This window comes from Streptomyces lycii, from assembly GCF_009735685.1.
In the GTDB taxonomy this organism is placed as follows: Bacteria; Actinomycetota; Actinomycetes; order Streptomycetales; family Streptomycetaceae; genus Streptomyces; species Streptomyces lycii.
In genome coordinates this window covers 1-24,989 of record NZ_WHPN01000391.1, presented here as the reverse complement: position 1 = coordinate 24,989, position 24,989 = coordinate 1, and the positions used below count along the sequence as shown (strand labels likewise).

At 71.8% G+C, this 24,989-nt stretch carries 23 protein-coding genes; 11 read left to right on the top strand and 12 right to left on the bottom strand.

What is annotated here, in order from left to right; genetic code table 11:
- The first annotated feature begins 207 nt into the window (after window positions 1–207).
- Window positions 208–1,629 carry a serine/threonine-protein kinase gene (locus GCU69_RS26710; protein ID WP_156207399.1) on the top strand — a complete coding sequence of 474 codons (1,422 nt, stop codon included), beginning with the start codon at window positions 208–210 and terminating at the stop codon, window positions 1,627–1,629.
- A 42-nt stretch (window positions 1,630–1,671) separates the two neighbouring features.
- On the opposite strand, the gene thiC is transcribed toward GCU69_RS26710, so the two are convergent.
- Window positions 1,672–3,468 (bottom strand): phosphomethylpyrimidine synthase ThiC, encoded by a 1,797-nt coding sequence (thiC, locus tag GCU69_RS26705; RefSeq protein WP_235978713.1) that lies wholly within the window; start codon window positions 3,466–3,468, stop codon window positions 1,672–1,674.
- Between the two features lie 215 nt (window positions 3,469–3,683).
- Between thiC and GCU69_RS26700 the strand changes: the two genes are divergently transcribed.
- Complete coding sequence (locus GCU69_RS26700) at window positions 3,684–5,141, top strand: YibE/F family protein (RefSeq protein WP_156207398.1); 1,458 nt, start codon at window positions 3,684–3,686, stop codon at window positions 5,139–5,141.
- Between the two features lie 55 nt (window positions 5,142–5,196).
- On the opposite strand, the gene GCU69_RS26695 is transcribed toward GCU69_RS26700, so the two are convergent.
- The 3 genes from GCU69_RS26695 to GCU69_RS26685 all read right to left on the bottom strand — a co-directional run bounded on the left by GCU69_RS26695 (window position 5,197) and on the right by GCU69_RS26685 (window position 6,626).
- The gene (locus tag GCU69_RS26695) at window positions 5,197–5,634 is read right to left on the bottom strand and encodes an SsgA family sporulation/cell division regulator (protein ID WP_098752910.1); all 438 of its coding nucleotides are present in this window, start codon (window positions 5,632–5,634) and stop codon (window positions 5,197–5,199) included.
- 316 nt (window positions 5,635–5,950) lie between these two features.
- Window positions 5,951–6,172 carry a DUF5326 family protein gene (locus GCU69_RS26690; protein WP_098752909.1) on the bottom strand — a complete coding sequence of 74 codons (222 nt, stop codon included), beginning with the start codon at window positions 6,170–6,172 and terminating at the stop codon, window positions 5,951–5,953.
- A 136-nt stretch (window positions 6,173–6,308) separates the two neighbouring features.
- On the bottom strand, window positions 6,309–6,626 hold the full coding sequence (locus GCU69_RS26685) for a cupin domain-containing protein (protein ID WP_156207411.1): 318 nt from the start codon (window positions 6,624–6,626) through the stop codon (window positions 6,309–6,311).
- A gap of 58 nt (window positions 6,627–6,684) precedes the next feature.
- On the opposite strand from GCU69_RS26685, the gene GCU69_RS26680 reads away from it, so the two are divergent.
- The 3 genes from GCU69_RS26680 to GCU69_RS26670 all read left to right on the top strand — a co-directional run bounded on the left by GCU69_RS26680 (window position 6,685) and on the right by GCU69_RS26670 (window position 9,105).
- Entirely contained in the window at window positions 6,685–7,065 is a 381-nt protein-coding gene (locus GCU69_RS26680) for a phage holin family protein (protein WP_098752916.1), read from the top strand.
- 47 nt (window positions 7,066–7,112) lie between these two features.
- The gene (locus GCU69_RS26675; RefSeq protein WP_408055851.1) at window positions 7,113–8,249 is read left to right on the top strand and encodes a cystathionine gamma-lyase; all 1,137 of its coding nucleotides are present in this window, start codon (window positions 7,113–7,115) and stop codon (window positions 8,247–8,249) included.
- 376 nt (window positions 8,250–8,625) lie between these two features.
- Window positions 8,626–9,105, top strand: a complete 480-nt coding sequence (locus GCU69_RS26670) for an NUDIX domain-containing protein (RefSeq protein ID WP_156207396.1) — start codon at window positions 8,626–8,628, stop codon at window positions 9,103–9,105.
- 405 nt (window positions 9,106–9,510) lie between these two features.
- Here the strand turns inward: GCU69_RS26670 and GCU69_RS34105 are convergent, their stop codons facing one another.
- Both GCU69_RS34105 and GCU69_RS26660 read right to left on the bottom strand, forming a co-directional pair.
- Window positions 9,511–10,590, bottom strand: a complete 1,080-nt coding sequence (locus tag GCU69_RS34105) for a pyridoxamine 5'-phosphate oxidase family protein (protein WP_408055850.1) — start codon at window positions 10,588–10,590, stop codon at window positions 9,511–9,513.
- Window positions 10,587–12,044, bottom strand: a complete 1,458-nt coding sequence (locus GCU69_RS26660; RefSeq protein ID WP_156207395.1) for a globin domain-containing protein — start codon at window positions 12,042–12,044, stop codon at window positions 10,587–10,589. Before GCU69_RS26660 ends, GCU69_RS34105 begins: the two co-directional genes overlap by 4 nt.
- A 552-nt stretch (window positions 12,045–12,596) precedes the next feature.
- On the opposite strand from GCU69_RS26660, the gene GCU69_RS26655 reads away from it, so the two are divergent.
- Together GCU69_RS26655 and GCU69_RS26650 are read left to right on the top strand one after the other, a co-directional pair.
- Window positions 12,597–13,286, top strand: coding sequence for a DUF2269 domain-containing protein (locus tag GCU69_RS26655; RefSeq protein ID WP_408055849.1), 690 nt, complete (start codon window positions 12,597–12,599; stop codon window positions 13,284–13,286).
- A gap of 213 nt (window positions 13,287–13,499) precedes the next feature.
- On the top strand, window positions 13,500–13,952 hold the full coding sequence (locus GCU69_RS26650; protein ID WP_156207394.1) for a GNAT family N-acetyltransferase: 453 nt from the start codon (window positions 13,500–13,502) through the stop codon (window positions 13,950–13,952).
- 120 nt (window positions 13,953–14,072) lie between these two features.
- On the opposite strand, the gene GCU69_RS26645 is transcribed toward GCU69_RS26650, so the two are convergent.
- A complete protein-coding gene (locus GCU69_RS26645; protein WP_156207393.1) occupies window positions 14,073–15,452 on the bottom strand; it encodes a serine hydrolase domain-containing protein in 1,380 nt (459 codons plus the stop codon).
- Between the two features lie 22 nt (window positions 15,453–15,474).
- The gene (gene dnaB / locus GCU69_RS26640) at window positions 15,475–18,099 is read right to left on the bottom strand and encodes a replicative DNA helicase (RefSeq protein WP_257155770.1); all 2,625 of its coding nucleotides are present in this window, start codon (window positions 18,097–18,099) and stop codon (window positions 15,475–15,477) included.
- A 472-nt stretch (window positions 18,100–18,571) separates the two neighbouring features.
- Between dnaB and GCU69_RS26635 the strand changes: the two genes are divergently transcribed.
- On the top strand, window positions 18,572–19,909 hold the full coding sequence (locus GCU69_RS26635) for an MATE family efflux transporter (protein WP_098752901.1): 1,338 nt from the start codon (window positions 18,572–18,574) through the stop codon (window positions 19,907–19,909).
- Between the two features lie 145 nt (window positions 19,910–20,054).
- On the opposite strand, the gene rplI is transcribed toward GCU69_RS26635, so the two are convergent.
- From rplI to rpsF, 4 genes are all read right to left on the bottom strand, one after another.
- Entirely contained in the window at window positions 20,055–20,501 is a 447-nt protein-coding gene (rplI, locus tag GCU69_RS26630) for a 50S ribosomal protein L9 (RefSeq protein WP_098752900.1), read from the bottom strand.
- 18 nt (window positions 20,502–20,519) lie between these two features.
- Window positions 20,520–20,756 (bottom strand): 30S ribosomal protein S18, encoded by a 237-nt coding sequence (gene rpsR / locus GCU69_RS26625; RefSeq protein ID WP_004950692.1) that lies wholly within the window; start codon window positions 20,754–20,756, stop codon window positions 20,520–20,522.
- Window positions 20,757–20,814: 58 nt separating this feature from the next.
- Window positions 20,815–21,405, bottom strand: a complete 591-nt coding sequence (locus tag GCU69_RS26620; RefSeq protein WP_098752899.1) for a single-stranded DNA-binding protein — start codon at window positions 21,403–21,405, stop codon at window positions 20,815–20,817.
- Between the two features lie 102 nt (window positions 21,406–21,507).
- A complete protein-coding gene (rpsF, locus tag GCU69_RS26615; RefSeq protein WP_003978891.1) occupies window positions 21,508–21,798 on the bottom strand; it encodes a 30S ribosomal protein S6 in 291 nt (96 codons plus the stop codon).
- 277 nt (window positions 21,799–22,075) lie between these two features.
- On the opposite strand from rpsF, the gene GCU69_RS26610 reads away from it, so the two are divergent.
- From GCU69_RS26610 to GCU69_RS26600, 3 genes are all read left to right on the top strand, one after another.
- Window positions 22,076–22,402, top strand: coding sequence for a hypothetical protein (locus GCU69_RS26610; protein WP_098752898.1), 327 nt, complete (start codon window positions 22,076–22,078; stop codon window positions 22,400–22,402).
- 194 nt (window positions 22,403–22,596) lie between these two features.
- A complete protein-coding gene (locus GCU69_RS26605; protein WP_098752897.1) occupies window positions 22,597–23,715 on the top strand; it encodes a lipid II:glycine glycyltransferase FemX in 1,119 nt (372 codons plus the stop codon).
- Between the two features lie 116 nt (window positions 23,716–23,831).
- Window positions 23,832–24,863: an alanine racemase gene (locus GCU69_RS26600; protein WP_098752896.1), complete on the top strand. Its 1,032-nt coding sequence runs from the start codon at window positions 23,832–23,834 to the stop codon at window positions 24,861–24,863.
- Window positions 24,864–24,989 lie beyond the last annotated feature (126 nt).

The following is a 24,989-nucleotide window of genomic DNA, read 5'->3' as shown; positions in this document are numbered from 1 at the left end:
AGATACCGGTCATGGAAACTTCACACCCCGTCCACAGGATTTGTGTGACGATTGGGCGCCGCGGTGCCGCGGTGGGAATTGCGGCCGCGCGCCCTCGCCGGACGGGCGGGGTGCGGGCAGAATCACGCTTCCACCCGCAGGCGGGGCTCCCGGGCGCGCCCGGGCCCGGCATCGCGCGTTCCGGCAGCCGGTGAAGGAGGCGACGTCGTGCTGACAGCTGAGCGGTACCGCTTGGTGGAGCTGATCGGCCGCGGCGCCATGGGAGAGGTGTGGCGGGCCGAGGACACCGAACTCGGACGTGAGGTCGCCGTCAAGCTGCTGCTCGAACACGCGGCGGTGGACGACGCCGCGGAGCGCTTCCGCCAGGAGGCCCGTATCTCCGCCCGGCTCAACCATCCGAACGTGGTCGCCGCGTACGACTTCGGGGACGAGGACGGCCGCTGCTATCTGGTGATGGAGCTGGTCTCCGGACACAGCCTGCGGAAGGAACTCGAGGCGTACGGCCCGCTCGCTCTCGGCGAGGCCCGCCGGGTCGTGGGACAGGCCGCCACCGGACTGGTCGCCGCCCACGCCTGCGACGTGGTGCACCGGGACATCAAGCCCGCCAACCTGCTGCTGGCCGACGACGGCACGGTCAAGATCGCCGACTTCGGCATCGCCCGGGCGACCGCGTCCTCCTCGTCCCTGACCCGGAAGAACGCGCTCCTGGGCACCAGCGCCTATCTCGCCCCGGAGCGCCTCCGGAGCCGGGACTCCGGGCCGCCGAGCGACGTCTACGCGCTGGGCTGCGTGCTGTACGAGACGCTGTGCGGCCGCCCCCCGTTCTTCGGCGAGCCGGCCGCCGTCGCCTATCAGCACGTCAACGCCCAGCCGCAGTCCCCCGACGAACTGCGCTCGGGAGTGCCCGCGGCCCTGGCGGGCTTCGTGCTGCGGATGCTGGCGAAGGACCCCCTCGCCCGCCCGACCGCCGCGGAGACGGCACGCTTCCTCGCCGGGGAGTCCGCGGAGACGGTGGCCGTGGCACCCGCCACCGTGGCCGCCGCCACGGCCCCCGCCGCCACGGCCACGGCAGCGGCAGCGGCGGCTGAGCCGGGAAGCCCGGAGACCCCGGCCCCGCCCGGGCGGGGCCGCCGTTCCCGCCGGGCGGCGGTGCCCGTCGCCGCGGCCGCGGCCGCCGCCCTGCTGGCCGCGGGCTATCTCGGGTTCCACCTCGGCTCCGGTCCGGGAGACACGCTCCGCGGCCCCGTCCCGGGCGAGTCCGGCCCGCCGACGTCCTCCGAGCCCGGCCGGACGCCCGCGGACGGCGATCAGCAGAGCGGGCCCGGAGACGGGCGGGCGGCGCTGGAGCACCAGCCGCAGACACCGGACGAGTCACCGTCCGGTCCGGCGGAGAGCGAACCGGCACCGCAGGACACCACGGACGGGCCGCCGGCGGAGGAGACCCACGGCGCTCCCGCGGAGGGATCCGCGGGAAATCCCACCGACAACGCCGGGAACCCCACCGACAACGCCGCGGGCAACGCCACCGGGAACGCGACCGGACACGCCGACGGGGCGGGGGAGCGGGGACGCGAACAGCGGGAGGAAGCCGGCCGGAAGGGCACCGAGGGGCAGGGCACGAGGCAGTGACCGGGCGCCCCGGCCCGGTCACCCCTCACCCGGCCGTCCCGGTCAGTCGGCGATCGGCAGATAGACCCGGTTGCCCGCCTCGGCGAACTCCCGGGACTTCCGCAGCATCCCCTCCCTGACCTCCTCCTCCCCGAGCGTTCCGTCCTCGTCGGACCCGAACCGCTCGTTGATGTCCCGGCTGATCTTCATCGAGCAGAACTTCGGCCCGCACATCGAGCAGAAGTGCGCCGTCTTCGCGGGCTCGGCCGGCAGTGTCTCGTCGTGGAAGGAGCGCGCCGTGTCCGGGTCGAGTGCCAGGTTGAACTGGTCCTCCCAGCGGAACTCGAAGCGGGCGTCGGACAGCGCGTCGTCCCATTCCTGCGCGCCCGGGTGGCCCTTGGCGAGGTCCGCCGCATGGGCCGCGATCTTGTACGTGATGACGCCGGTCTTCACGTCGTCGCGGTCCGGCAGCCCCAGATGCTCCTTCGGGGTGACGTAGCAGAGCATCGCGGTGCCCCACCAGGCGATCATCGCGGCGCCGATGCCCGAGGTGATGTGGTCGTACGCCGGGGCGATGTCCGTGGTCAGCGGCCCCAGGGTGTAGAACGGGGCCTCCTCGCAGATCTCCTGCTGGAGGTCGACGTTCTCCTTGATCTTGTGCATCGGGACGTGTCCCGGGCCCTCGATCATCGTCTGCACCCCGCGGGACTTGGCGACGGTGTTCAGCTCGCCGAGCGTGCGCAGCTCCGCGAACTGGGCCTCGTCGTTGGCGTCAGCGATCGAGCCGGGCCGGAGGCCGTCGCCGAGCGAGAAGGTGACGTCGTAGGAGGCGAGGATGTCGCAGAGTTCCTCGAAGTTCTCGTAGAGGAAGCTCTCCTTGTGGTGGGCCAGGCACCAGGCCGCCATGATGGAACCGCCGCGCGAGACGATGCCGGTCTTGCGCCGGGCGGTGAGCGGGACGTACGGCAGCAGCACGCCCGCGTGCACCGTCATGTAGTCGACGCCCTGCTCGGCCTGTTCGACGACGGTGTCCTTGTAGATCTCCCAGGTCAGCTCCTCCGCCTTGCCGTCGACCTTCTCCAGGGCCTGGTAGAGGGGGACGGTGCCGATCGGCACGGGCGAGTTGCGCAGCACCCACTCGCGGGTGGTGTGGATGTTCCGGCCGGTGGACAGGTCCATGACCGTGTCCGCGCCCCAGCGGGTCGCCCAGGTCATCTTCTCGACCTCCTCCTCGATGGAGGAGGTGACGGCGGAGTTGCCGATGTTGGCGTTGACCTTCACCAGGAACCGCTTGCCGATGATCATCGGCTCGGTCTCCGGGTGGTTGACGTTGGCCGGGAGCACCGCGCGGCCCGCCGCGATCTCCTCCCGGACCACCTCCGGGGAGACGTTCTCCCGCAGCGCGACGAACTCCATCTCCGGCGTGATCTCACCACGCCGCGCGTACGCGAGCTGGGTGACGGGCGAGCCGTCCCGGCTGCGCCGCGGCTGCCGCGGACGGCCCGGGAAGACCGCGTCGAGGTTCCTGAGCCCGCCGCGCGGCGCGGTGTGCTTCAGCCCGTCGTCCTCCGGGCGGAGTTCGCGCCCGGGGTACGTCTCGGTGTCACCGCGTTCGGTGATCCAGTTCTCCCGGAGCGGGGCCAGGCCGCGCCGGACGTCCGTGTCGGCGGACGGATCGGTGTACGGACCCGACGTGTCGTACAGCGTGACGTCGCGGCCGTTGGTGAGGTGCACCCGCCGCACGGGGACCCGCAGGTCCGGGCGGGATCCGGTGATGTGGTCCTTGTGCCATCCGGCCGGCCCGCCGGAGGCGCCGCCGGGGGTGGGGACAGACTTCTGGTGTGCATCGGACAAGGTCATGAGACCTACTCCCTACGCCGGCATTACCCGGTAACAGGTTCGGCGGTCGACGCAGCGGCTTCCGTGTCCGATGCCGGCCCGTGCCGGACGTCCCACGGAGGTCAGCGCCCTCTCAGCCCGGTGCTCCGAGCTCCCGCGTGTTCAACAGCACCCCCACGCTAACGGCCTTCCCTCCGCACTGAACAGGGGGCCTCGGTTCTTGCGATGATCGGGGGGTGACTCAGACGTCCGAAGCTCCCGCCCACCCGTCCGGCCACGCGCACGGGCACAGCCACGGCCACGGTCCGGCCGCGCCCGTCTCCCGGCGGCTGCGCCGGGTGATCGCCGCCGTGCTGATCCCCTTCGCGACGGCCGTGGTCGTCGGGCTGGCCGTGCTGTGGCCCAGCGGCACGCCCGGCCACGAGCCCAGCGGTGTCGGCATGGACCGGCAGATGGAACAGGCGAAGGTCACGGCCGTCGAGCGGGTCGACTGCTCGAAGACCGGTGCCGGGGGCGGCGGCCAGGGCGGGCCGGGTGCCGAGGCACCGCCGGGCGAGGCGGCGGGCGGCGCCCCGGCGGCCGGGGGAGAGGGGTCCGGCGGGAAGGCCGAGGGCGGCGTATGCGACAAGGCGACCGTCGAGGTCACCACGGGCAAGGACAAGGGGCGCACCTTCACCGAGATCGTCCGGCCCGACTCCACCCGCAAGCTGACCGAGGGCCAGGGCGTGGTCGTCGCCCACGCCCCGGACGCGCCCCGGGCGCTCCAGTACTCCGTCACGGACGTGGACCGGAAGTTCCCGATGGCGCTGCTGGCGGGGATCTTCGCGCTCGCGGTCGTCGCGGTCGGCCGGCTGCGCGGGGTGTTCGCGCTGGTCGCCCTGGTGGTGAGCTTCGCCGTGCTGACGCTGTTCATCCTGCCCGCCATACTCCAGGGCTCGGATCCGCTGCTGGTCGCGGTGGTCGGCAGCAGCGCCATCATGCTGGCCGCGCTCTATCTGTGCCACGGGCTGACGGCCCGTACGTCCGTCGCGGTGCTCGGCACCCTGGTGTCGCTGCTGCTGATCGGCCTGCTGGGCTCCGTCTTCATCGGCTGGGCGGCGCTGGGCGGCAACACCTCGGACGAGACCGGGCTGATCCACGGGCTGTATCCGGACATCGAGATGAGCGGTCTGCTGCTGTCCGGGGTCATCATCGGCTCGTTGGGGGTCCTCGACGACGTGACGGTCACCCAGACCTCGGCGGTGTGGGAGCTGAAGCAGGCGGACCCGTCGATGACCGTGCGGCAGTTGTACCGGGCCGGCATACGGATCGGCCGGGATCACATCGCCTCGGTGGTGAACACCCTGGTCCTCGCCTACGCGGGTGCCGCGCTGCCGCTGCTGCTGCTGTTCTCCGTGGCGCAGGCCGGGGTCGGCACGGTGGCCAACAGCGAGATCGTCGCGGAGGAGATCGTCCGTACGCTCGTCGGCAGCATCGGACTGATCGCGTCGGTGCCGGTGACCACGGGGCTCGCCGCGCTGGTCGTCTCGGCGGACCGGGGCGGGTTCGGCGGCGGGGCCGTTCTTCCGGGGCAGTCCGGAGCGGGGCGGGAGGGGGCGGCGAACGCGGTCCCGCAGCACGGGGAGCCGGGTCCGGCCCGCCGTGAGGGCGCGGCCCGCGGGAGCCGGGGGCGCGGCAGGCGCCGCAAGCACTGAACCGGCCCGGCCCGCCCCGGGCCCCTGAGGGCGCCGAGGGAGGGGCCGGACCGGTTCAGCCCGCGTTGCGGGCCTGGGTCAGGATCCGGTCGAGGGTCTCGACGAGCCGGCCGTCGAAGTCGCCGACCGTCTGCTCCTGTCCCATCGGGACGATCCGGTCGGCGCGGTCGAGGAACGCCACCAGCGGGGCCGCACTGGCCCGGAAGGTGGCGCGTTCGTCGCCGACCTGGAGCCGGATGTACACGTCCGAGAGGAGACCGGCGGAGACGGGCGCGATGTGCACGTCACCGTCCCCGGTCGGCGCGCTCAGCCCGTCCAACAGCAAGTCCCGGGCGAACGCCCAGGTCACCGGCGTATCGCCGGGCAGGTGGAAGGTGAAGCGCACCGCGTACGGATCGACCGGGTCGTACTCCAGCTCCACCGGAATCCGGAAGGAGAGCTCCTCGGAGACGAGGAAGCTCATCATCAGCTCTGCCTGAATCGTGTCGCGCATGGTCCACTGCCCCGTGTCGCTCGAAGTGGCTTCGATTGAGCCTGATTGATCCCTTTCGTCACTACCGTCCGCAGTGCACCCAGGAATTACAAGGAGTGATATTTCTGATACCGCGAGAGAGGACGGGACCGCCGAGCGGTCCGCCCGCTATGGAGCGTAGCCGCTCATGCGCGTGGAGTAGCCGACCGGCGCGGAAAGAAATGTCCGCGTACGCGCCCGCGCAACGCGAACGGCCGCCCGCGCTCCGACATGAGTGCGAACGGCCGTACGCGGCTGCGAAAAACGAGGAGCCGGCGGGGGACGCCGGCTCCGTCGTTCACCAGTCGCCGCGCGAGGAGGACGACGAGGAGCTGAATTTCCGCACGACGTAGACCACTCCGCCGACGAGCGCCACGAAGACCAGCAGCTTGAAGAGCAGGCCTATGACGAAGCCGACCACATTCATGACCAGGCCACCGAAGATGATGATCGCGAGGACCGGCACAGCGATCCACTTCACCCACCACGGCAGGCCCTCGAAGATCTCCTTGACTGCCACTGTCGTCCCCTGCTTCCCACATCCGGCACCGGGCTCTCCGGCTGCTTCCGATGCTAGCCGCGGACCCGCCCCCGGCGGAGGGCCCGCATCCCCGGTCGTCCCCTGATCCGCCCCCTAGGGCCCGGACCCGGGCGGCTCAGCTCTCCGGGGGAGAGAACACCACCATGACCCGCAGATCCTCGCTGATGTGGTGGAACTTGTGCGGGACCCCCGCGGGCACGTAGACGACGCTGCCCCGGGCGACCGGGGTGGTCTCCGTGCCGACCGTGATCACGCCCCGTCCGCTGACGACGAAGTAGACCTCGTCCTGCCGGTGCGGCTGCTGCGGGTCCACGGTGCCCGCGTCGAGGGCGTACAGCCCGACCGACATGTTCCGCTCCCGCAGGAACTGCAGATACGCGCCGTTGTTGGCCGCCCGCTCGGCCTCCAGGTCGTCCAGCCGGAACGCCTTCATCTCCACCCCTGTCCCCTCGGTCTCCCACTCGCCCGCCCCCGTCTGGGACGATCACACCATGCTGAACTTCGTAGTCAAGACGATCGCCAACGCCTGCGCCCTGGCCGTGGCCACCTGGCTGCTCCAGGACATCACGCTGACCGGCAACAGCACCGGGGAGAAGGCCCTCGCGCTGATTCTCGTCGCGCTGATCTTCGGGCTGGTCAACCTCGTGGTCAAGCCGATCGTGAAACTGCTGTCGCTGCCCCTCTTCATCCTCACCCTCGGCCTGTTCACGCTCGTCGTGAACGCGCTGATGCTGCTGCTCACCTCCTGGCTCGCGGACCAGGTCGACCTCGCGTTCCACGTGGACGGCTTCTGGACGGCGGTGCTCGGCGGCCTGATCATCGCCGTGGTGTCCTGGGCGGTGAACGTGGCCCTGCCCGACGGCAAGGACTGACGCCTCCCAAGGGCAATGGCTGAGAACCGATGGCCGATGATGGCCGTATGAGCAACACGACCGGAGACGGAACCCGCGCCGTACGGGCAGGACTGCCCGAGCCCGTGGCCCACGAGCCGACCATGCCGGGGCCGGTGTTCGCCGCCCACTACCACCTGCCCGGCGAGCCGGCCGGCCCGTACACCTACGGCCGCGAGAACAACCCCACCTGGACCGGGCTCGAAGCGGCCATCGGCGAGCTGGAACACCCCGGTGGCGACACGGAGACCGTGGTCTTCCCCTCCGGCATGGGCGCCATCTCGGCCGTCCTGCTGTCCCAGGCGCGGACGGGGGACGCGGTCGTCCTGCCCGACGACGGCTATCAGGCGCTGCCCCTGGTACGTGAGCGGCTGGAGACGTACGGCGTCGAGGTGCGCACCGCCCCGACGGCCGGCGACGCGCAGCTGGACGTCCTCGACGGCGCGAAGCTGCTGTGGATCGAGACGCCCTCCAACCCGGGCCTGGACGTGTGCGACATCCGGCGGCTCGCCGCCGCGGCGCACGACCGGGGCGCCCTCGTCGCCGTCGACAACACCCTCGCCACCCCGCTCGGCCAGCGTCCGCTGGAACTCGGCGCCGACTTCTCCGTGGCCAGCGGCACCAAGGCGCTGACCGGACACGGCGACGTCCTGCTCGGCTACGTCACCTGCCGCGACCCGGAACTCGCGGCGGCCGTCCGCCTCTGGCGGAAGACCGCGGGCGCCATTCTCGGGCCCATGGAGGCCTGGCTCGCGCACCGTTCGCTGTCCACCCTCCAGCTGCGGGTCGACCGGCAGGCCGCCACCGCGCTCGCGCTCGCCGAGGCGCTGCGCGAACGGCCCGACGTCACGGGGCTGCGCCACCCGGGGCTGCCGGACGACCCGGCGCACCGGATGGCGAAGGCACAGATGCGGGGCGGGCGCTTCGGCTGTGTGGTGTCCTTCACGCTGCCGGACAAGGACCGCGCGGAGCGCTTTCTGGCCGCGCTGCGGCTGGTGGACGACGCGACGAGCTTCGGCGGCGTACGGTCCACGGCCGAGCGCCGCGGACGGTGGGGCGGTGACGCCGTGCCGGAGGGCTTCATCCGCTTCTCGGTGGGCGTCGAGGACACGGCGGACCTGGTGGCGGACGTGCTGGCGGCGCTGGACGAGGCGGCGCGCGGCTGAAACGCGGTGCGCGGCGGCGCACGGCGACGAGGCGGCGCGCGGTCGGAGCGGCGGCGCGACTCGGCGGTTGGCGGGGCGGGCCGGAGGCTCGGGCTGTTCGCGGGGCTCGCTGGGCGGGCGGCTGGGGCTGTTCCCGGGGGCGGGCCCGGTGGCCCGGGCGGTCGGACGGTTCCGAGGGCCTGTGGACGGGGGGTTCGCGGGCAGGGCCTGCGGGCGGGGCGCGGACCGGCCGGTGGTCGGGCGGTTCGCGGACAGGGGCTGCGGACGGGTCCGGGGACGGGGTCTGCCGACGGGCGGGGCGTCCCGGCCGCGCGCGCCTCGGAACAACCTGTTCGCGGGGAGTTTCGGAGGCTGTTCCGCGGGCGACATCTTCCCCATGACCGAACGGTTCGTGGTCAAGCGCACGGCCCGCGCCATCCTGCTCGACGGTGACGACATGATCCTGATCAAGCGGACGAAGCCGGACCGTCCGCCGTACTGGATCACCCCTGGTGGCGGCGTCGAGCTGGAGGACGCCACCGTGGTCGACGCCCTGCACCGGGAGGTCGACGAGGAGTTGGGCGCCAAGGTCTCCGACATCGTCCCGGCCTTCGTCGACACCGTCGAACACACCCGCGAGGACGGCGCCTGCGGGGTGAAGGTGCAGCATTTCTTCGTCTGCCGGCTGGAGTCGATGGACCCCGCGCGGCGGCACGGCCCCGAGGTCGACGAGCCCTGCGGGGAGTACGAGATCGTGCGGATCCCCTTCACCCGGGTCGGGCTCGCGTCGGTCGAGGTCGTTCCGCTGTCGCTGCGGCACTACCTCGACGGCAACATCGAGGGCGTACGGGCACTGCACGCCCCGGACCTGGGCTGACGGCTCAGGCCGGGCTGACGGCTCAGGCCGGGCTGACGGCTCAGACCTGGGCTGACGTCCCGGACCTGACGTCCCGGTCCTGGCGCGGCGAGATCCGGGAGCCGCATGATCTTGGCACCGCATGATCCGGGCGCCAAGCTCGGGCGCGGTGTGCTCGGGTGTGCTGGGCGCGCATGTGCTCGGGCGCGGGTGTGCTCGGCGCGGCGGCCTTCCGGGAGACCGTTGCCGTTCGGCCGCCCTCACCGCCCCGCTCGACCGCTCTTGCCGCCCGGCCGTTCGGCTCGGCCTGCGGCAGCGGGCCGTCTGCCGAAGCCGCCCGGGCCCGCATGCCTGACACGACGTGCACGGCCCTGCGCGACCTGCGCGACCTGCGCAGCCCGCGCGGACTGGTCCGAAGCTCTCGCCTCAGCCGAACCAGCCGCTGAACGGCTGCTGCCCGCCGCCTCGTGCCGCGGCGCTCCGCGCGGCTGCCAGAGCCCGCTCCGCCTCCTGCTGCCAGGCGGCTGCTGCCGGGCCCGCGGGGGCCCGGGGAGCCGGCGGGACCGGGGAGTCGGCGACGGGGGTGCTCGGGGACGGGGCGACTGCCGCGGACACCGGCGCCGGTGCCTGCGCGGACGTTGCGCCAGGTGCCTGTGCGGACGCGTGCGCGGGCGCGGGAGTGTGCGCAGGTCCGGATGCCGGTGCCGGTGCCTGTGCCTGTGCCGGTGTCGGCGTCGGTGCGGGTGCCGGTGCGCGCGTCGGCGCCGGGGCCGCCGCCGGGTGTTCGGCGGGTGGCGGCTGCGGCGCTCCGCGGGGTGCGTGCTCGCGCGCCGGGTTCTCCTGCCGCACCCGGCCCGCGGCATCGGCGGCCGCACCGAAGTAGTCGCCGCCCTTGCGCTTGTGGTCGTCGGTTCCCCAGCTCGCACGCTCCTGCTGGGAGACCTTCTGCAGATGCGGGATGTGCTTGGCGCAGTGGATGTACGCCTCCTCCACCGCGACCTCGACCCACAGCTGGGGGCGCCGGCCGGGCACCGGGTCGGTGGGCAGCCCGGGGAACGCGCGGCGCATCTCCTCGTCCGGGATGGTCCGGGCACGGCCGTTGACGTGCAGCCCGATCCGGTCCCGCAGGAAGTCGACCATCAGGATGCCGAGGTGCGGGTTCTCCTCGATGTTGCCGATGCTGGCGAGGACGCCGTTGCCCCGGTACTCGGGATAGGCGAGCGTGCGCTCGTCGAGGACCCGGAGGAAGCCGGGCGGGCCCGCCCGGAAGGTGTTGTCGCACTCACCGTTGCGGTCGGCCGTGGCCAGGAAGAACATCTCCTGGCGGCCGACGAACTCCATCATCCGCGGGTTGAGCCGGTCGAGCACCTGCTCGTCGTAGAACCGGTTGGCGCGGTCCGTCGTGCCCATCCGCCGCTGGAGCCGGTGCTCGCCGTCGCTGCCGGGCCGGCGGGCGGATCCCGGGGCTCCCGGACGCTGGTGCTCGACGTCGTCCCACATGCTCATTCCCCTGCCGCAACCAGTTCTTCTATCGAGTCGTGCCGTATGCGGTGGGCCGGTATCCCGATGCCCACCAGGGTGTCGACGCCGCTGCGGATCAGCCCGGGCGGCCCGGACAGATAGGCGTCGAAGGCGTTCCACGGGCCGTACTTCCGTACGGCGTCGGGGAGATCGCCGGTGAGTCCGGTCGACGGCCCGTGGGCGACGACCGGGCGGACCGACAGCCAGCGGTGCGTCTTCTGGAGCCGCAGCATGGTGTCGATGTCGTACAGATCCTGGTCGCTGCGGGCTCCGTAGAAGACCTCGACCGGGCGCTGCCGGCCGTGCTCGGCGACGTCCTCGACGAGAGCCTTGATCGGCGCTATCCCGGTGCCGCCGCCCAGGCAGAGCAGGCCGCTGTCGGTGCTGTGGTCGACCGTCATGGAACCGGCGGGCGGGCCGAGCCGGATGACGTCACCCGGGCGGGCCTTGTTGACCAGCGCCCCGGAGACCCAGCCGGCCGGGACCGCCTTGATGTGGAAGGTGAGCAGACCGTCCGCCCGGGGCGCCGAGGAGAAGGAGTAGTGCCGCCACACCCGCGGCCACCAGGGAGTCTCCACGGTCGTGTACTGGCCGGCCCGGAACGGATACGGCTGGTCGGGGCGGACCGTGACAACCGCTATGTCGCGCCTGCGCAGCTCGTGGGAGACGATCTCGGCGTTCCACCAGGCCGGTGCGTGCCGCTCGTTCTCCGCGGCCGCGTCGATCATGATCTGGGAAATCTTGGTGTAGGCGCGCACCCAGGCGGCCTCCGCCTCACCGCTCCAGGTCTCGGTCGCGTGCTCCATGAGCGTGCCGATCAGGCACTCGCCGACGGCGGGGTAGTGCTCGGGCTGTGTGCCGTACTTCCGGTGGCCCCGGCCGAGATGGGAGAGGTATTCGGTGAGCGCGGGCAGGTCGTCGATCCGTGTGGCCGCGGTGACCAGCGCTTTGAAGAGGCGGTCGCGCTGGGCGTCCATGGCGACCGGGAAGAGGCTCCGCAGATGCGGATGGCGGCTGAAGAGGAGCCCGTAGAAGTACGCGGTGACCGCGTCGGCCGACGGCTCGACCTCGGCCAGCGTCCGGCGGATGATCAGCGCGTCGGCGCTGGGCCGCGGGGCGTTCCCGGAAGCGGGACGGCGCTGCGGGCCGGGCTGCTGCGGACCGGGCTGCTGCGGACCGGCGGCCGGTGAACCGGGACTCCGCGTGCCGGGCCGCCGCTGGTCGGAGCCCTGCGGGCCCGGCCCCTGCGGACCGGACCCTTGCGGACCGGGCCGCGGCGGCGCCGGGCGGGCCTGGCCCGCGGCCGCGGGATCCGCGCTCCGGGGGTCCGTCTCGGGCGGCCTCCGGGTCGTGTCCCGGGTCGGCGTGAACCAGCCCCCGCCCCCACTGCCTCCGCCGGGGCCTCCGCCGTCCGCCGGCGTGGTGGTCGGAGCGTCCATGGTCTGCCTCGCCTCGAACGTCTTTCAGTCGGTCCTGACACTTCCGCCATGGAATTCGGCACGCACAAGACCGCTGGGGTTCGCGTTCTTTTACGCGCCGGAAACCCCCGGCATCCCCCTGCCCCGCTACGGTTCCGGAATCGCCCCGATTCCGGGGCAGCTCTCCGGCGTCGAGCCGGATTCGACCTTACCGGCAGTCCCCGAATCCACAAGTCCCGCTCTGGGAAGACCGTCCGGGCAGGAACGTTACCCATTACCCTGCGCGACTCGACGACAATTCACCGCGCAGGACTCCCGGGCAAATCCGCCATTACCACCAGTTACCTCCTACATGCTGCCCCGCGCACATATCCCGGTTCCACCGGCACGGAGATCATTTCCCCGCGGACCCCGGGCCGGCCGGAACATTCTCCGCACCTTCTTCACAGAAGGTGCCGGGGATGCACACCGTCCCGCTCCCGAGACCACACGGATCGTGTGCTCCACGGGGAGGCCCCGCGGATACTCCCGCTGTGCGATGCCCCGCGCGTCCCCCGGCGGGACCGTAAGGGCATGCGCCTACCACGTCCCGCCCGCAGGGCGGTCCTCGTTGTCCATGTCTCGGCGTCCGCCGGCTGGCTCGGCCTGACCGTCGGGCTGCTCGCCCTGGGCGCCACCGCCGCCGGAACGGGGTCCACGGCGACGGCCGAGGCGGCCTACCGCGCCATGAAGATCTTCGGCGACTGGCTGATCGTGCCCGTCTCGCTGCTCACCCTGGTGAGCGGACTCGTCCTGTCCCTCGGCACGCCCTGGGGCCTTCTCCGCCACCGATGGGTGGTGGTCAAGTTCTGGCTCACGCTGGCAACCACGGCCGCCTCGATCTTCGCGTTGCGCGGCACCATCGACCAGGCGGCGGCAGCGGTCGCCGCCGGGGACGCGGCCGGGGAGGCGGCGAGTTCCCTGGTCGCCGCGCCCTCGGTGTCGCTGACCGCCTATACGTTCATGACGGCGATCTCGGTTCTCAAGCCCTGGGGGCTCACCCGGTGGGGACGCCGGTCGCGCGAGTCCGCACGCGGGAGCGGAACCGGCCGGACCGGCGGCCGGACCGGCACTCCGGCCCCGCCCTCCGCCACGGCCGCAGCCACGGCCCCCGCTGCCGCGTCGCCCACATCCTCCGCCTCCCCCTCGAACCCGTCCTCCGACCCGTCCTCCGCCACGGATTCGCGCCCGGCTCCGGCCCCGGCCGTACGAGCGGCCCGGTGAATCGGCGCGCCCGGTACCCCGGTGCCCGGTGCCCAATGGGCGATGACCGGCGGCCAGTGACTGGTGACCGGTGACAGGCGACAGGCGACAGGCGACCGGCGACCGGCGACGGTGGACCGTGACGGACAAGCTCCGTTTCACGTGAAACAGGACCAGCCATGATTCACGTGAAACAAACGGGCGTCGTGCCGCCCTCCGCCTAAGCTCCCGATCATGAGCGACCTCGAGATACGCCCCGCCACCGCCGACGATCTGGCAGCCGTCGTGGCGATGCTGGCCGATGACCCGCTGGGCGCCCGGCGCGAGTCCCCGGGCGACCTGACGCCCTACCGCGCCGCGTTCGAACGGATCGCCGCCGACCCGAACCAGCGCCTCGTCGTCGCGGTACGGGGCGGACGTACGGTCGGCACGCTCCAGCTCACGATCATCCCGGGGCTCTCCCGGCGAGGCGCCACCCGGTCGCTCATCGAGGCGGTGCGCATCCACGCCGACGAGCGGGGCAGCGGCCTCGGCAGCCGGCTGATCGAATGGGCGGTCGACACCTCGCGCCGTGAGGGCTGTCTCCTGGTGCAGCTGACCTCGGACGCCTCCCGAACCGACGCCCACCGCTTCTACGAGCGGCTGGGCTTCACCGCTTCGCACGTCGGGTTCAAGCTCCAGCTCTGACGCGCGGGACGGGCACAGCCGGACTCAAAACCGGCCGCGCCAAACGGACTCGAAGCCGGGCCCGCCACCGGGCTCGAAGCCGGGTTCACCACCGGACGCGAGCCGGGTTCACGAGCGGGCTCACGGCAGGGGACGCCATCCCTGCGGGTCCACGCCGCCGGGGACCGGAGCCGACGGGTCGTAGGGCTCCCTGGTGAACACGAAGGATCCCAGGTCGAGATGGCTGACCCGGCCGTCGGGCGTGCGCACCGCGCGGAGCGTCTCACCGAGGTAGTAACCGTCGAGTCCGGTCCAGGTGCCGTCCGGCTCGGCGCGGAACCGGGACGTGCGGCCCCCGCCCGCGAGGGCCGTCAGCTCCAGCCCCCGGCCGGCGCCCAGCCGCAGGGCGAACGGCGTGGGACCCCAGTACCAGGGGCCGGTCAGCTCCAGCACCGCCGGATCGGCCGCGGGCAGCGGCCGCCAGGGCTCCGGGATACGGGGCTCCCGCTCGGCCACGATCGCCACCAGGTCCGCGGCGACCGCCGGGACGGCGGGCCCGGACGTGGTGTTGGCGAGCACCATCCCCGCGACGTCCTCCTCGGCGTCGATCCACAGCGTCGCCAGAAACCCCGGGAGCGACCCGGTGTGCCCGAACAGCGCCCGGCCCTCCGCCCGGAGCAGCTGCACCCCGAGCCCGTAACCGGCGTCCCAGCCACCGGAGCCCGGCGGTACGGCCGGCACCCGCATCTCCTCGACCGACTCCCGGCGCAGCACCCGCTCGTCCCCCCGGGTCAGGAAGACGGCGAACCGGGCCAGGTCCCCGGCCGTCGACCACAGCACCCCTGCCGGGCCCATCAGCCCGAGGTCCTCGGCCGGTTCGGGCAGCAGCACATCGGCCCACGGATGCACGGCCCACCCCCCGGCGTGCGGCGCCTCTGGCCGTACGGTGGTCCGTGCCAGGCCCAGCGGCTCCAGGACCTCCCGGCGCAGCGCCGCTTCCCAGGACTCGCCGCGCAGCTTCTCGACGAGCGAACCGAGCAGCGTGTAACCGGGGTTGGAGTAGTGGTGCAGCCGTCCCGCGGGATGCAGTACCGGCTTCTCCCCCAGTACGTCCGGCAGCCCGGGCCGCAGTTCGCCCGGGGTCCGCTCCCACCACGGACCCGGTGCCTCGGCCGCCAGCCCGGCGCTGTGGGAGAGCAGTTGAGCGATCGTCACGCCGCCGACGCCCGTACCGGGCAGATGCGTCTCCAGCCGGTCCCCGAGGTCCAGCAGTCCCTCGTCCCGCAGCCGCAGCACCAGCACCGCCGTGAACACCTTGGTGAGCGAACCGATGCGGTACTGCGTGTCCGCCGTCGGCACCTCCCCCTCGACACAGCTGCGCGCCCCCGTCCACACCGTCCCGCCGTCCCGGGCGACGGCAGCGACCAGGGACGGGGCCCGCCCCTTGGCCTGTGCGACGGCGATCCGGTGGTAGAGGGCGCGGGCCGTGCCCGGCAGCAGTTCTTCGAAGGGTGCGCTCATGCGCACCACTACAACAGCCTCGTCAGATCTGCGCCATGTCCACGAAGCGCGAGTAGTGCCCCTGGAAGGCGACGGTGATGGTCGCCGTCGGACCGTTGCGGTGCTTGGCCACGATCAGGTCGGCCTCACCCGCCCGCGGCGACTCCTTCTCGTACGCGTCCTCGCGGTGCAGCAGGATCACCATGTCGGCGTCCTGCTCGATCGAACCGGACTCACGCAGGTCGGAGACCATCGGTTTCTTGTCCGTGCGCTGCTCCGGCCCTCGGTTCAGCTGGGAGAGCGCCACGACGGGCACTTCGAGCTCCTTGGCGAGGAGCTTGAGGTTACGGGACATCTCGGAGACCTCCTGCTGCCGGCTCTCGGGGCGCCTGGCCCCGCCGGACTGCATCAGCTGGAGATAGTCGATGACGACAAGCTGGAGGTCGTTCCGCTGCTTGAGGCGGCGGCACTTGGCCCGGATCTCCATCATCGAGAGGTTCGGCGAGTCGTCGATGTAGAGCGGAGCCTGCGAGACGTCGGGCATCCGGCGCGCGAGCCGGGTCCAGTCCTCGTCGGTCATGGAGCCGGACCGCATGTGGTGCAGCGCGACGCGCGCCTCGGCCGACAGCAGGCGCATCGCGATCTCGTTGCGCCCCATCTCGAGGGAGAAGATGACGCTGGGCAGATTGCTCTTGATCGAGCAGGCACGGGCGAAGTCCAGAGCGAGCGTGCTGTTGTGCGTGGGGACCATCGACCGGGTGGCCAGATACAGGTGGTCGGGATTGTCCACCTGGACGCAGCGGACGGGCACGGACGGGACGGGACGTACGTCGGTGATGAAACGGGAACCCGTGCCGGGATGACTGTCCCTCCCGCGCTCCTTGTGGGCCAGCCGCTTGCGCTCCAGGCGGAACACCTCGTCGGGGGCGGTGAAGGTGACCGAATACAGGATGGACGCCGCCTCCGTCCTCCCCTTGGTCTGCCGGGTGGACCAGTCGCAGCGGTACCCCAGGCTCACGACCAGCTCGCGGAAATCCTCAGCAAGCCGTTGGCCGGCCACGGTGAGTCCGACACGACCGGCCTCGTCAACGGTGCCGTCCGTGTCCATCAGCCCGGCGAGGAGCGCGCGACGCTGCTCGATCGAGCCGCGCAGGTAGGCCTGGGGAATGTGCTTGTTCCCGGGCAGGCCCAGGCTCCGCAGGATCGCCTGTAGACCGCCGTTCTCCCCGGCGCACCTCGGGCAGCGCGCCGGAACGGGGGACGAATGACGCTTCCCGCCGCAGTCGGCGCAGACCGCTTGTCCGACCGGAGCGGAGATGAACCGCTGCTCCGGCAAGAGAATGCTGTAGTCGGCCGAATCGCCGACGCGGAGGGTCGTGAAACCGTCGTCCTCGATGTGCAGAAGGATCTCGGGGTCGACTGTGGTGATGTCCGCGGACGCGGAGCCGCCATGGCCGTCGCCCAGCCAGGCTCCGAGGGTGTAGGGCGGAACCGGCAGCTCCCGTTCGGGGAGTTCCAGGGGTGCGGCATTGCCGACCGAGTGGTTCAGCCGCCGGCCGGCCGTCCGGCAGCGCAAGGTTTCCGCGATCTCCCGGGTCGTCTTCACCGTCGGCACGTCGCGCCGGTTGCGGGAGTCGTGGTGTCCGGTGGCGGCTTCTCGGGCGGAACGCCGGGAGGCGCGGGTGTCGGTGAGCCATTGGTGTTCCGCGTCGGCGATCACGCTGGTGCCGTCGTCGAACGTCACCTCGTAGCACGGGCGGTCCGTCATGACTTCGGTGGCGGCCGTCACCCGGGTCGGCCTGCCGTGCGCGTCGAGCAGCTCGTCGCCGGTCTGCACCGCTCCCATGGTGGTCCAGCCGCGGGGCGTGGGCAGCGGAGTGTCCAGGGCGAGCGCCTTGCCCATGGCCGGACGGGCCGCGATGACAACCATCTGCCCGGGGTGCAGGCCGTTCGTCAGCGAGTCCAGATCGGTGAAGCCGGTGGGCACCCCGGACATCTGGCCGCTGCGGGAGCCGATCGCCTCGATCTCGTCGAGCGCGCCCTCCATGATGTCGCCGAGCGGGAGATAGTCCTCGCTGGTGCGCTGCTCGGTGACGGCGTAGATCTCCGCCTGGGCGCTGTTGACGATCTCGTCGACGTCGCCGTCGGCCGCGTATCCCATCTGGGTGATGCGGGTGCCGGCCTCGACGAGCCTGCGGAGCACGGCGCGCTCGTGGACGATCTCGGCGTAATACTCGGCGTTGGCGGCGGTCGGGACCGACTGGACCAGGGTGTGCAGGTAGGAGGCCCCGCCGACCTTGTTGATCTCGCCGCGCTTGGTCAGCTCGGCGGCGACGGTGATCGGGTCGGCCGGCTCACCCTTGGCGTAGAGGTCGAGGACCGCCTGATAGACCGTCTCGTGCGCGGGGCGGTAGAAGTCGTTGCCCTTGAGGACCTCCACCACATCGGCGATGGCATCCTTGGAGAGCATCATGCCGCCGAGCACCGACTGCTCGGCGTCGAGGTCCTGCGGAGGCACCCGTTCGAAACCGGAGGCCGCGCCCGGCCCGGACCAGTCGTCCCGGCCGCGCTCGTGCTGGTCCAGCCGCCCGCGGTCGGCCCGCTGGGCGGACCGGGAAGCGGGCAGCCGGTCGCCGGGAACGACGTCCGGGGCCCAGGGGTCTTCCATGTCCGGCTGGGTCATCCCGGCACCTCCTCCCGTCCGCGGCGCGGACTGTTCTTCACCCGGCTCACCCACTCGCCGTGCGACTCTTTCCTACGGCACGGCACTGACAGTCGGGGCCGCGACGCGGCCTTCGGCACGCCGGGTTCGGCAGGGGTGGCCGCACCACGGTAGGGCCGCGGAGCCGGAGGACCAAGAAAGTTATCCACAGGGTGTGTGGACGGCCGGTCCCGCCCTGTGGAGAACACGCCCCAACCTGTGTACGACACGGGGGAAAGCGCTGTGGACAACCTGCCAATCACACCATTCACACCGCGCTGACCTGCCCTTTTGTCATCCACCGGCTGTGCAGAAGAAAAAATCCCCCATCTGTGACGAGATCGCGGCAACCGACCCGCAAGGCATCACGGGACGGACACGAAAGTAAGGAGTGGCATAGGATTACGACTCTTACCTGTGGAAGATTGGACGCACCCCCATGACCGAGGCACCCGCGCCCGTCCGGCCCGGCCGCCGCCACGACCGCGAGATCCTCGCCCTCGCCGTCCCCGCCTTCGGCGCACTGGTCGCGGAACCCCTCTTCGTCATGGCCGACAGCGCCATCGTCGGCCACCTCGGCACCCCGCAACTGGCCGGGTTCGGTGTCGCCGCGGCCTTCCTCACGACCGCCGTCGGCGTCTTCGTCTTCCTCGCCTACGCCACCACGGCGGCCGTCGCCCGCCGCGTCGGCGCCGGGGACCTCGGGGCCGCCATCAAGCAGGGAATGGACGGCGTCTGGCTCGCCCTGCTGCTCGGCGCCCTCGTGATCGCGGTCGTCGTCCCGGCCGCCCCGGCGATGGCCGATCTCCTCGGCGCCTCCCGCACGGCGGCCCCGCACGCCGTCACCTATCTGCGCATCAGCGCCCTCGGCATTCCCGCCATGCTGGTGGTACTCGCCGCCACCGGCGTGCTCCGCGGCCTCCAGAACACCCGCACCCCGCTCTACGTGGCCGTCGCCGGCTTCACCGCGAACGCCGTGCTCAACGTCCTGCTCGTGTACGGCGCCGGCCTCGGCCTCGCCGGTTCCGCCTGGGGCACGGTCGTCGCCCAGTGCGGCATGGCGGCCGTCTATCTCACCGTGGTCGTCCGCGGCGCCCGGCGGCACGGCGCCTCGCTGCGACCCGACGCCGCAGGAATCCGGGCCTGCGCCCACGCCGGGGCGCCGCTGCTGGTCCGTACGCTGTCGCTGCGCGCCATTCTGATGATCGCGACCGCTGTCGCCGCGCGGCTCGGTGACGCCGATGTCGCCGCTCACCAGGTCGTTCTGGCCATCTGGTCGCTGCTCGCCTTCGCCCTTGACGCCATCGCGATCGCCGGGCAGGCGATCATCGGCCGGTATCTCGGCGCGAACGACGCGGACGGGGCCCGGGCCGTGTGCCGCCGCATGGTGCTGTGGGGCGTGGCATCCGGAGTCGTGTTCGGACTGCTGCTGGTGCTGGCCCGCCCGCTGATCCTGCCGCTGTTCACCGGCGACGAGGCGGTGCGGGACCTGCTGTTCCCGGCGCTGCTGGTGGTGGCGCTGGTCCAGCCGGTCTCGGGCGTCGTCTTCGTGCTGGACGGGGTGCTGATGGGCGCGGGCGACGGGCCGTACCTGGCGTGGGCGATGCTGGTGACCCTGGCCGTCTTCGTCCCGGCCGCCTTCGCGGTTCCCGCGCTGGGCGGCGGGCTCACGGCGCTGTGGTGGGTGATGGGCCTGATGATGGCGGTCCGGCTGCTCACCCTGGCCCTGCGGGCACGCTCCGGCCGCTGGCTCGTCACCGGCGCGGTGCGCGCCTGACCCGGCCGGGCGCGCCGCCCGCACCTCGTCCTCCGCCCGCTCGCCCGGTCAGCCACCGCCCGCACCGGACCACCCCCCGGACAAGGCGAAGGGCCGCATCCCGCCGGATGCGGCCCTTCGTCACTGCTCTGCCGAGCGCGGCCGGTCAGGCCGCGACGACCTCGACGCCCACCTTGGCGGAAACGTCGGAGTGCAGCCGCACGGACACCTGGTGCGCGCCCAGGGTCTTGATCGGCGAACCGAGTTCGATGCGGCGCTTGTCCACGTCCGGACCGCCGGCCTGCTTGATCGCCGAAGCGATGTCGGCCGGGGTGACGGAGCCGAACAGCCGACCGGCGTCACCCGAACGGGTGGCCAGACGGACCTTCACGGCCTCGAGCTTGGCCTTGACCTCGTTGGCCTGCTCGATCGTGGCGATCTCGCGGATCTTGCGACCCCGGCGGATCTGCTCCACGTCCTTCTCGCCGCCCTTGGTCCAGCGGATCGCGAAACCGCGCGGGACCAGGTAGTTGCGAGCGTAGCCGTCCTTGACGTCCACGACGTCGCCCGCGGCACCGAGGCCGGAGACCTCGTGGGTGAGGATGATCTTCATTTCTCGGTCACCCTTCCCTTATCGCGCGGACGAGGTGTAGGGCAGCAGCGCCATCTCACGGCTGTTCTTCACGGCCGTGGCGACGTCGCGCTGGTGCTGTGTGCAGTTGCCGGTGACGCGGCGGGCACGGATCTTGCCGCGGTCGGAAATGAACTTCCGCAGCATGTTCGTGTCCTTGTAGTCCACGTACGCGGTCTTGTCCTTGCAGAACGCGCAGACCTTCTTCTTCGGCTTGCGCGGAGGCGGCTTCGCCATTGTCTCTCTCCAGTGTGATCAAAAAGTGTGTCGATCGCCCGACCAGGCCCGCCCGGGCCTAGAAGGGCGGCTCGTCCGAGTAGCCGCCGCCGGAGCCGGAGCCGCCGCCCCAGCCACCGCCGCCACCCTGCTGCTGGCCGCCGCCGGCCGGCGCGCCGGTCGCCCAGGGGTCGTCGGCGGGTGCACCGCCGCCGCCCTGCTGGCCGCCACCGGGGCCGCCGCCCCAGCCGCCGCCACCCTGGCCGCCGCCGCCACCGCCGCCGTAGCCCCCCTGGCCACCGCGGCCGGTGGTCTTGGTGACCTTGGCCGTGGCGTTGCGCAGGCTGGCGCCGACCTCGTCGACGTCCAGCTCGTAGACCGTGCGCTTGACGCCCTCACGGTCCTCGTAGGACCGCTGCTTCAGCCGGCCCTGCACGATGACGCGCGTGCCGCGCTGGAGCGACTCGGCGACGTTCTCCGCCGCCTGCCGCCAGACCGAGCACGTGAGGAAGAGGCTCTCGCCGTCCTTCCACTCGTTGGTCTGCCGGTCGAAGGTGCGGGGAGTGGACGCGACGCGGAACTTCGCGACCGCCGCACCGGACGGGGTGAAGCGCAGCTCGGGGTCGTCGACGAGATTGCCGACGACCGTGATGACGGTCTCGCCTGCCATTGGGGAACCTCTCGGCGGGTGCTGCTGGCTGCGGGTTGCTGGGTGTACCGGACTACTCGGGGGTGCCCGAGGTCCCGGGCATCACCGCTGAGCTGGGAGCGCTCAGTGGGTCTCGGGACGGAGGACCTTGGTCCGGAGGACCGACTCGTTCAGGTTCATCTGACGGTCGAGCTCCTTGACGACTGCGGGCTCGGCCTGCAGGTCGATGACCGAGTAGATGCCCTCGGGCTTCTTGTTGATCTCGTACGAGAGACGACGACGGCCCCAGGTGTCGACCTTCTCGACCTTGCCGTTGCCCTCACGGACGACGGAAAGGAAGTTCTCGATCAGCGGGGAGACTGCTCGCTCCTCGAGATCGGGGTCGAGGATGACCATCACCTCGTAGTGACGCATGTGGAACCCACCTCCTCTGGACTCAGCGGCCACGGTCTTTCCGTGGCAGGAGGGTCGTGATGCGTACGCAACGGTACCGGCCGGCACTGACAATCCCGGCCCGGGAGTTTCCGGTCCGGGGCGGCCGCGAGGCGGACACCGATGCAGACCGACCAGAGTACCCGTACCCGTGCTTCCGGTTGAAATCCGGCCGCGGGACACCGCAACCTGGACACATCGGGTGTGACCGGCGCTACAGCGCCGGGCCTTTCCGCGGTTCCCGCCAGGAGGTGTCTTCATGGCACAGGCAGCACGGCATCGCAGTCCCCTCTCCCGTATCGGCTCGCTGCTGAACAGCGACGGCAGGGCTCATCCCGTCGAGAACGGCTTCGCCGCGGCGACGATCGTCCTCGGCCTGGTGGCCGTCGTCACGGCGCAGTTCCACGGGCTGCACATCCTCAGCTCGTGGACCGGGCTGATCGGCATCGTGACCGGCGCGTGGGGCCAGATGATCTCCGCGACCACGGCGGAGCGCTTCCTGCTGATCGTCGGCCTCGGTGCCGCCGCTCTCGGCTTCTTCCTCGGCATGGCCCACGGGGGGCTCTTCGGAGGCATGTTCGGCTGACCGGGCCGGCGCCGGCCGGCCTCCCGTGTCCACCGTTCCCGCGGCCCCACCGGGCGCGCGGGGCCCTCCCCCGGCCGGAGTCCGGGGGAGGGCCCCGTGTGCCCGAAACGCGGCGCTCCCGCGCGCAGTAGGCTTCGCCGCGAGAGCCGGAGCCCCGCCAACCCGGGGACACACCTGCCGAGGAGCGCCCCGCAATGAGCTTGACCCTGAGGACCATCAGCCGCGAGCAGCATCTGGCGTACATCCAGAGCCTGCCCTCGGCCAGCCACTGCCAGGTGCCGGCGTGGGCGGACGTGAAGGCCGAATGGCGCTCGGAGAACCTCGGCTGGTTCGACGCCGCCGGGCAGATGGTCGGCGCGGCGCTCGTGCTGTACCGCCAGCTGCCGAAGGTCAAGCGCTATCTCGCCTATCTCCCCGAGGGCCCGGTCATCAACTGGTACGCCCCCAATCTGGAGGACTGGCTCCAGCCGATGCTGGCGCATCTCAAGCAGCAGGGCGCCTTCTCGGTGAAGATGGGCCCGCCGGTCGTCATCCGCCGCTGGGACGCGCCCGCCATCAAGGCCGGCATCCAGAACCCCGACGTCAAGCGGCTGCGGGACGTCGAGGCCACGCACATCGAGCCGCGCGCCTTCGAGGTCGCGGACCGGCTGCGCCGGATGGGCTGGCAGCAGGGCGAGGACGGCGGGGCCGGCTTCGGTGACGTACAGCCGCGCTACGTCTTCCAGGTGCCGCTGGAGAACCGTTCCCTGGAGGACGTCCACAAGGGCTTCAACCAGCTGTGGCGGCGGAACATCAAGAAGGCCGAGAAGGCCGGTGTCGAGGTCGTCCAGGGCGGCTACGACGACCTGGCCGAGTGGCAGCGGCTGTACGAGATCACGGCCGAGCGGGACCGGTTCCGGCCGCGGCCGCTGAGCTACTTCCAGCGCCAGTGGACGGCGCTGAACTCCGAGGACCCCAACCGGATGCGGCTCTACTTCGCCCGGCACGAGGGGGAGAACGTCGCCGCGGCCACGATGCTGATCGTCGGCGGGCACGTCTGGTACTCCTACGGGGCCTCGGCCAACCACAAGCGCGAGGTGCGCCCGTCGAACGCCATGCAGTGGCGCATGCTCCGCGACGCGTACGCGCTCGGCGCGAGCGTCTACGACCTCCGCGGCATCAGCGACTCCCTCGACGAGAACGACCACCTCTTCGGGCTCATCCAGTTCAAGGTGGGCACGGGTGGGCAGGCTGCCGAGTATCTCGGCGAGTGGGACTTCCCGCTCAACAAGCTGCTGCACAAGGCACTCGACATCTACATGTCGCGCCGCTGAACCCCCGCCGCTCCCCCTGGCGGCACCCGCTCCACCCCGCGGACCACCCCGCGGGCACCCGCGGCCCCACACCGCACGATCCCGACCCCAGACACAAGAGAGGTTCCGGAACGGCCATGGCGCTCACCCTTTACGTGGACACCGCTCGCTGGCGGGCGCATCAGAGTGCCGTTCTCCAGCAGTTCCCCGGGCTGGTCCCGGTGTGCAAGGGGAACGGCTACGGCTTCGGCCACGAGCGGCTCTCCGAGGAGGTGACCCGCTTCGACTCCGACATCCTCGCGGTCGGCACCACCTACGAGGCCGCCCGGATGAAGGACTACTTCAGCGGCGACCTGCTGGTGCTCACCCCGTTCCGGCTGGGCGAGGAACCGGTGCCGCTGCCGGACCGGGCGATCCGCTCGGTGTCGTCGGTGGACGGGGTGCGCGGCCTGGTCGGCGCCCGGGTCGTCATCGAGGTCATGAGCAGCATGAAGCGGCACGGCGTCACCGAGGAGGACCTGCCGAAGCTGCACGCCGCGATCGAGGACGTACGGCTGGAGGGCTTCGCGCTGCACCTGCCGCTGGACCGTACGGACGGCTCGGACGCGGTCGAGGAGGTCATCGGCTGGATGGACCGGCTGCGCGCGGCCCGGCTGCCGCTGCACACGATGTTCGTCAGCCATCTGGCCGCGGGGGAGCTGGCGCGGCTTCAGCAGCAGTTCCCGCAGACCCGTTTCCGGGCGCGCATCGGCACCCGGCTGTGGCTGGGGGACCACGACGCGACGGAGTACCGCGGCTCGGTGCTGGACGTCGTCCGGGTCGCCAAGGGGGACCGCTTCGGCTACCGGCAGCAGCGGGCGACCTCCGACGGCGCCCTGGTGGTCGTCTCGGGCGGCACCTCGCACGGGGTGGGCCTGGAGTCCCCGAAGGCGCTGCACGGCGTGATGCCGCGGGCGAAGGGCGTGGCCCGGGCCGGGCTGGCGACCGTCAACCGCAATCTGTCGCCGTTCGTCTGGCAGGGCAAGCAGCGCTGGTTCGCCGAGCCGCCGCACATGCAGGTGTCGATCCTCTTCATCCCGGGCGACGTGCCGCCGCCGCAGGTGGGCGACGAGCTGGTGGCGCACCTGCGGCACACCACGACGCAGTTCGACCGGGTCGTCGACCGCTGAGCCGTACGGCGGTCCGGGCGTCGTACGGACCGCCGCGCCGGGATCGCGCCCGTACAGCGCTGCCGCACAGCGCGGCCGTACGGCCGATCCGCACGGTGGGCCGGCACAGCCGACCTGCCCGGTCGG

What these genes read in the sequence shown, in the direction of transcription:
- GCU69_RS26635 (WP_098752901.1), top strand. Translation starts at nt 18,572, where the DNA reads ATGACCGAGGCACCCGCGCCCGTCCGGCCCGGCCGCCGCCACGACCGC.
- GCU69_RS26650 (WP_156207394.1), top strand. Translation starts at nt 13,500, where the DNA reads ATGAGCGACCTCGAGATACGCCCCGCCACCGCCGACGATCTGGCAGCC.
- GCU69_RS26685 (WP_156207411.1), bottom strand. Translation starts at nt 6,626, where the DNA reads ATGAAGGCGTTCCGGCTGGACGACCTGGAGGCCGAGCGGGCGGCCAAC.
- rpsR (WP_004950692.1), bottom strand. Translation starts at nt 20,756, where the DNA reads ATGGCGAAGCCGCCTCCGCGCAAGCCGAAGAAGAAGGTCTGCGCGTTC.
- rplI (WP_098752900.1), bottom strand. Translation starts at nt 20,501, where the DNA reads ATGAAGATCATCCTCACCCACGAGGTCTCCGGCCTCGGTGCCGCGGGC.
- GCU69_RS26655 (WP_408055849.1), top strand. Translation starts at nt 12,597, where the DNA reads ATGCGCCTACCACGTCCCGCCCGCAGGGCGGTCCTCGTTGTCCATGTC.
- rpsF (WP_003978891.1), bottom strand. Translation starts at nt 21,798, where the DNA reads ATGCGTCACTACGAGGTGATGGTCATCCTCGACCCCGATCTCGAGGAG.
- GCU69_RS26675 (WP_408055851.1), top strand. Translation starts at nt 7,113, where the DNA reads ATGAGCAACACGACCGGAGACGGAACCCGCGCCGTACGGGCAGGACTG.
- GCU69_RS26600 (WP_098752896.1), top strand. Translation starts at nt 23,832, where the DNA reads ATGGCGCTCACCCTTTACGTGGACACCGCTCGCTGGCGGGCGCATCAG.
- GCU69_RS26645 (WP_156207393.1), bottom strand. Translation starts at nt 15,452, where the DNA reads ATGAGCGCACCCTTCGAAGAACTGCTGCCGGGCACGGCCCGCGCCCTC.
- GCU69_RS26620 (WP_098752899.1), bottom strand. Translation starts at nt 21,405, where the DNA reads ATGGCAGGCGAGACCGTCATCACGGTCGTCGGCAATCTCGTCGACGAC.
- GCU69_RS26660 (WP_156207395.1), bottom strand. Translation starts at nt 12,044, where the DNA reads ATGGACGCTCCGACCACCACGCCGGCGGACGGCGGAGGCCCCGGCGGA.
- thiC (WP_235978713.1), bottom strand. Translation starts at nt 3,468, where the DNA reads ATGACCTTGTCCGATGCACACCAGAAGTCTGTCCCCACCCCCGGCGGC.
- GCU69_RS26695 (WP_098752910.1), bottom strand. Translation starts at nt 5,634, where the DNA reads ATGCGCGACACGATTCAGGCAGAGCTGATGATGAGCTTCCTCGTCTCC.
- dnaB (WP_257155770.1), bottom strand. Translation starts at nt 18,099, where the DNA reads ATGGAAGACCCCTGGGCCCCGGACGTCGTTCCCGGCGACCGGCTGCCC.
- GCU69_RS26670 (WP_156207396.1), top strand. Translation starts at nt 8,626, where the DNA reads ATGACCGAACGGTTCGTGGTCAAGCGCACGGCCCGCGCCATCCTGCTC.
- GCU69_RS34105 (WP_408055850.1), bottom strand. Translation starts at nt 10,590, where the DNA reads ATGAGCATGTGGGACGACGTCGAGCACCAGCGTCCGGGAGCCCCGGGA.
- GCU69_RS26680 (WP_098752916.1), top strand. Translation starts at nt 6,685, where the DNA reads ATGCTGAACTTCGTAGTCAAGACGATCGCCAACGCCTGCGCCCTGGCC.
- GCU69_RS26605 (WP_098752897.1), top strand. Translation starts at nt 22,597, where the DNA reads ATGAGCTTGACCCTGAGGACCATCAGCCGCGAGCAGCATCTGGCGTAC.
- GCU69_RS26610 (WP_098752898.1), top strand. Translation starts at nt 22,076, where the DNA reads ATGGCACAGGCAGCACGGCATCGCAGTCCCCTCTCCCGTATCGGCTCG.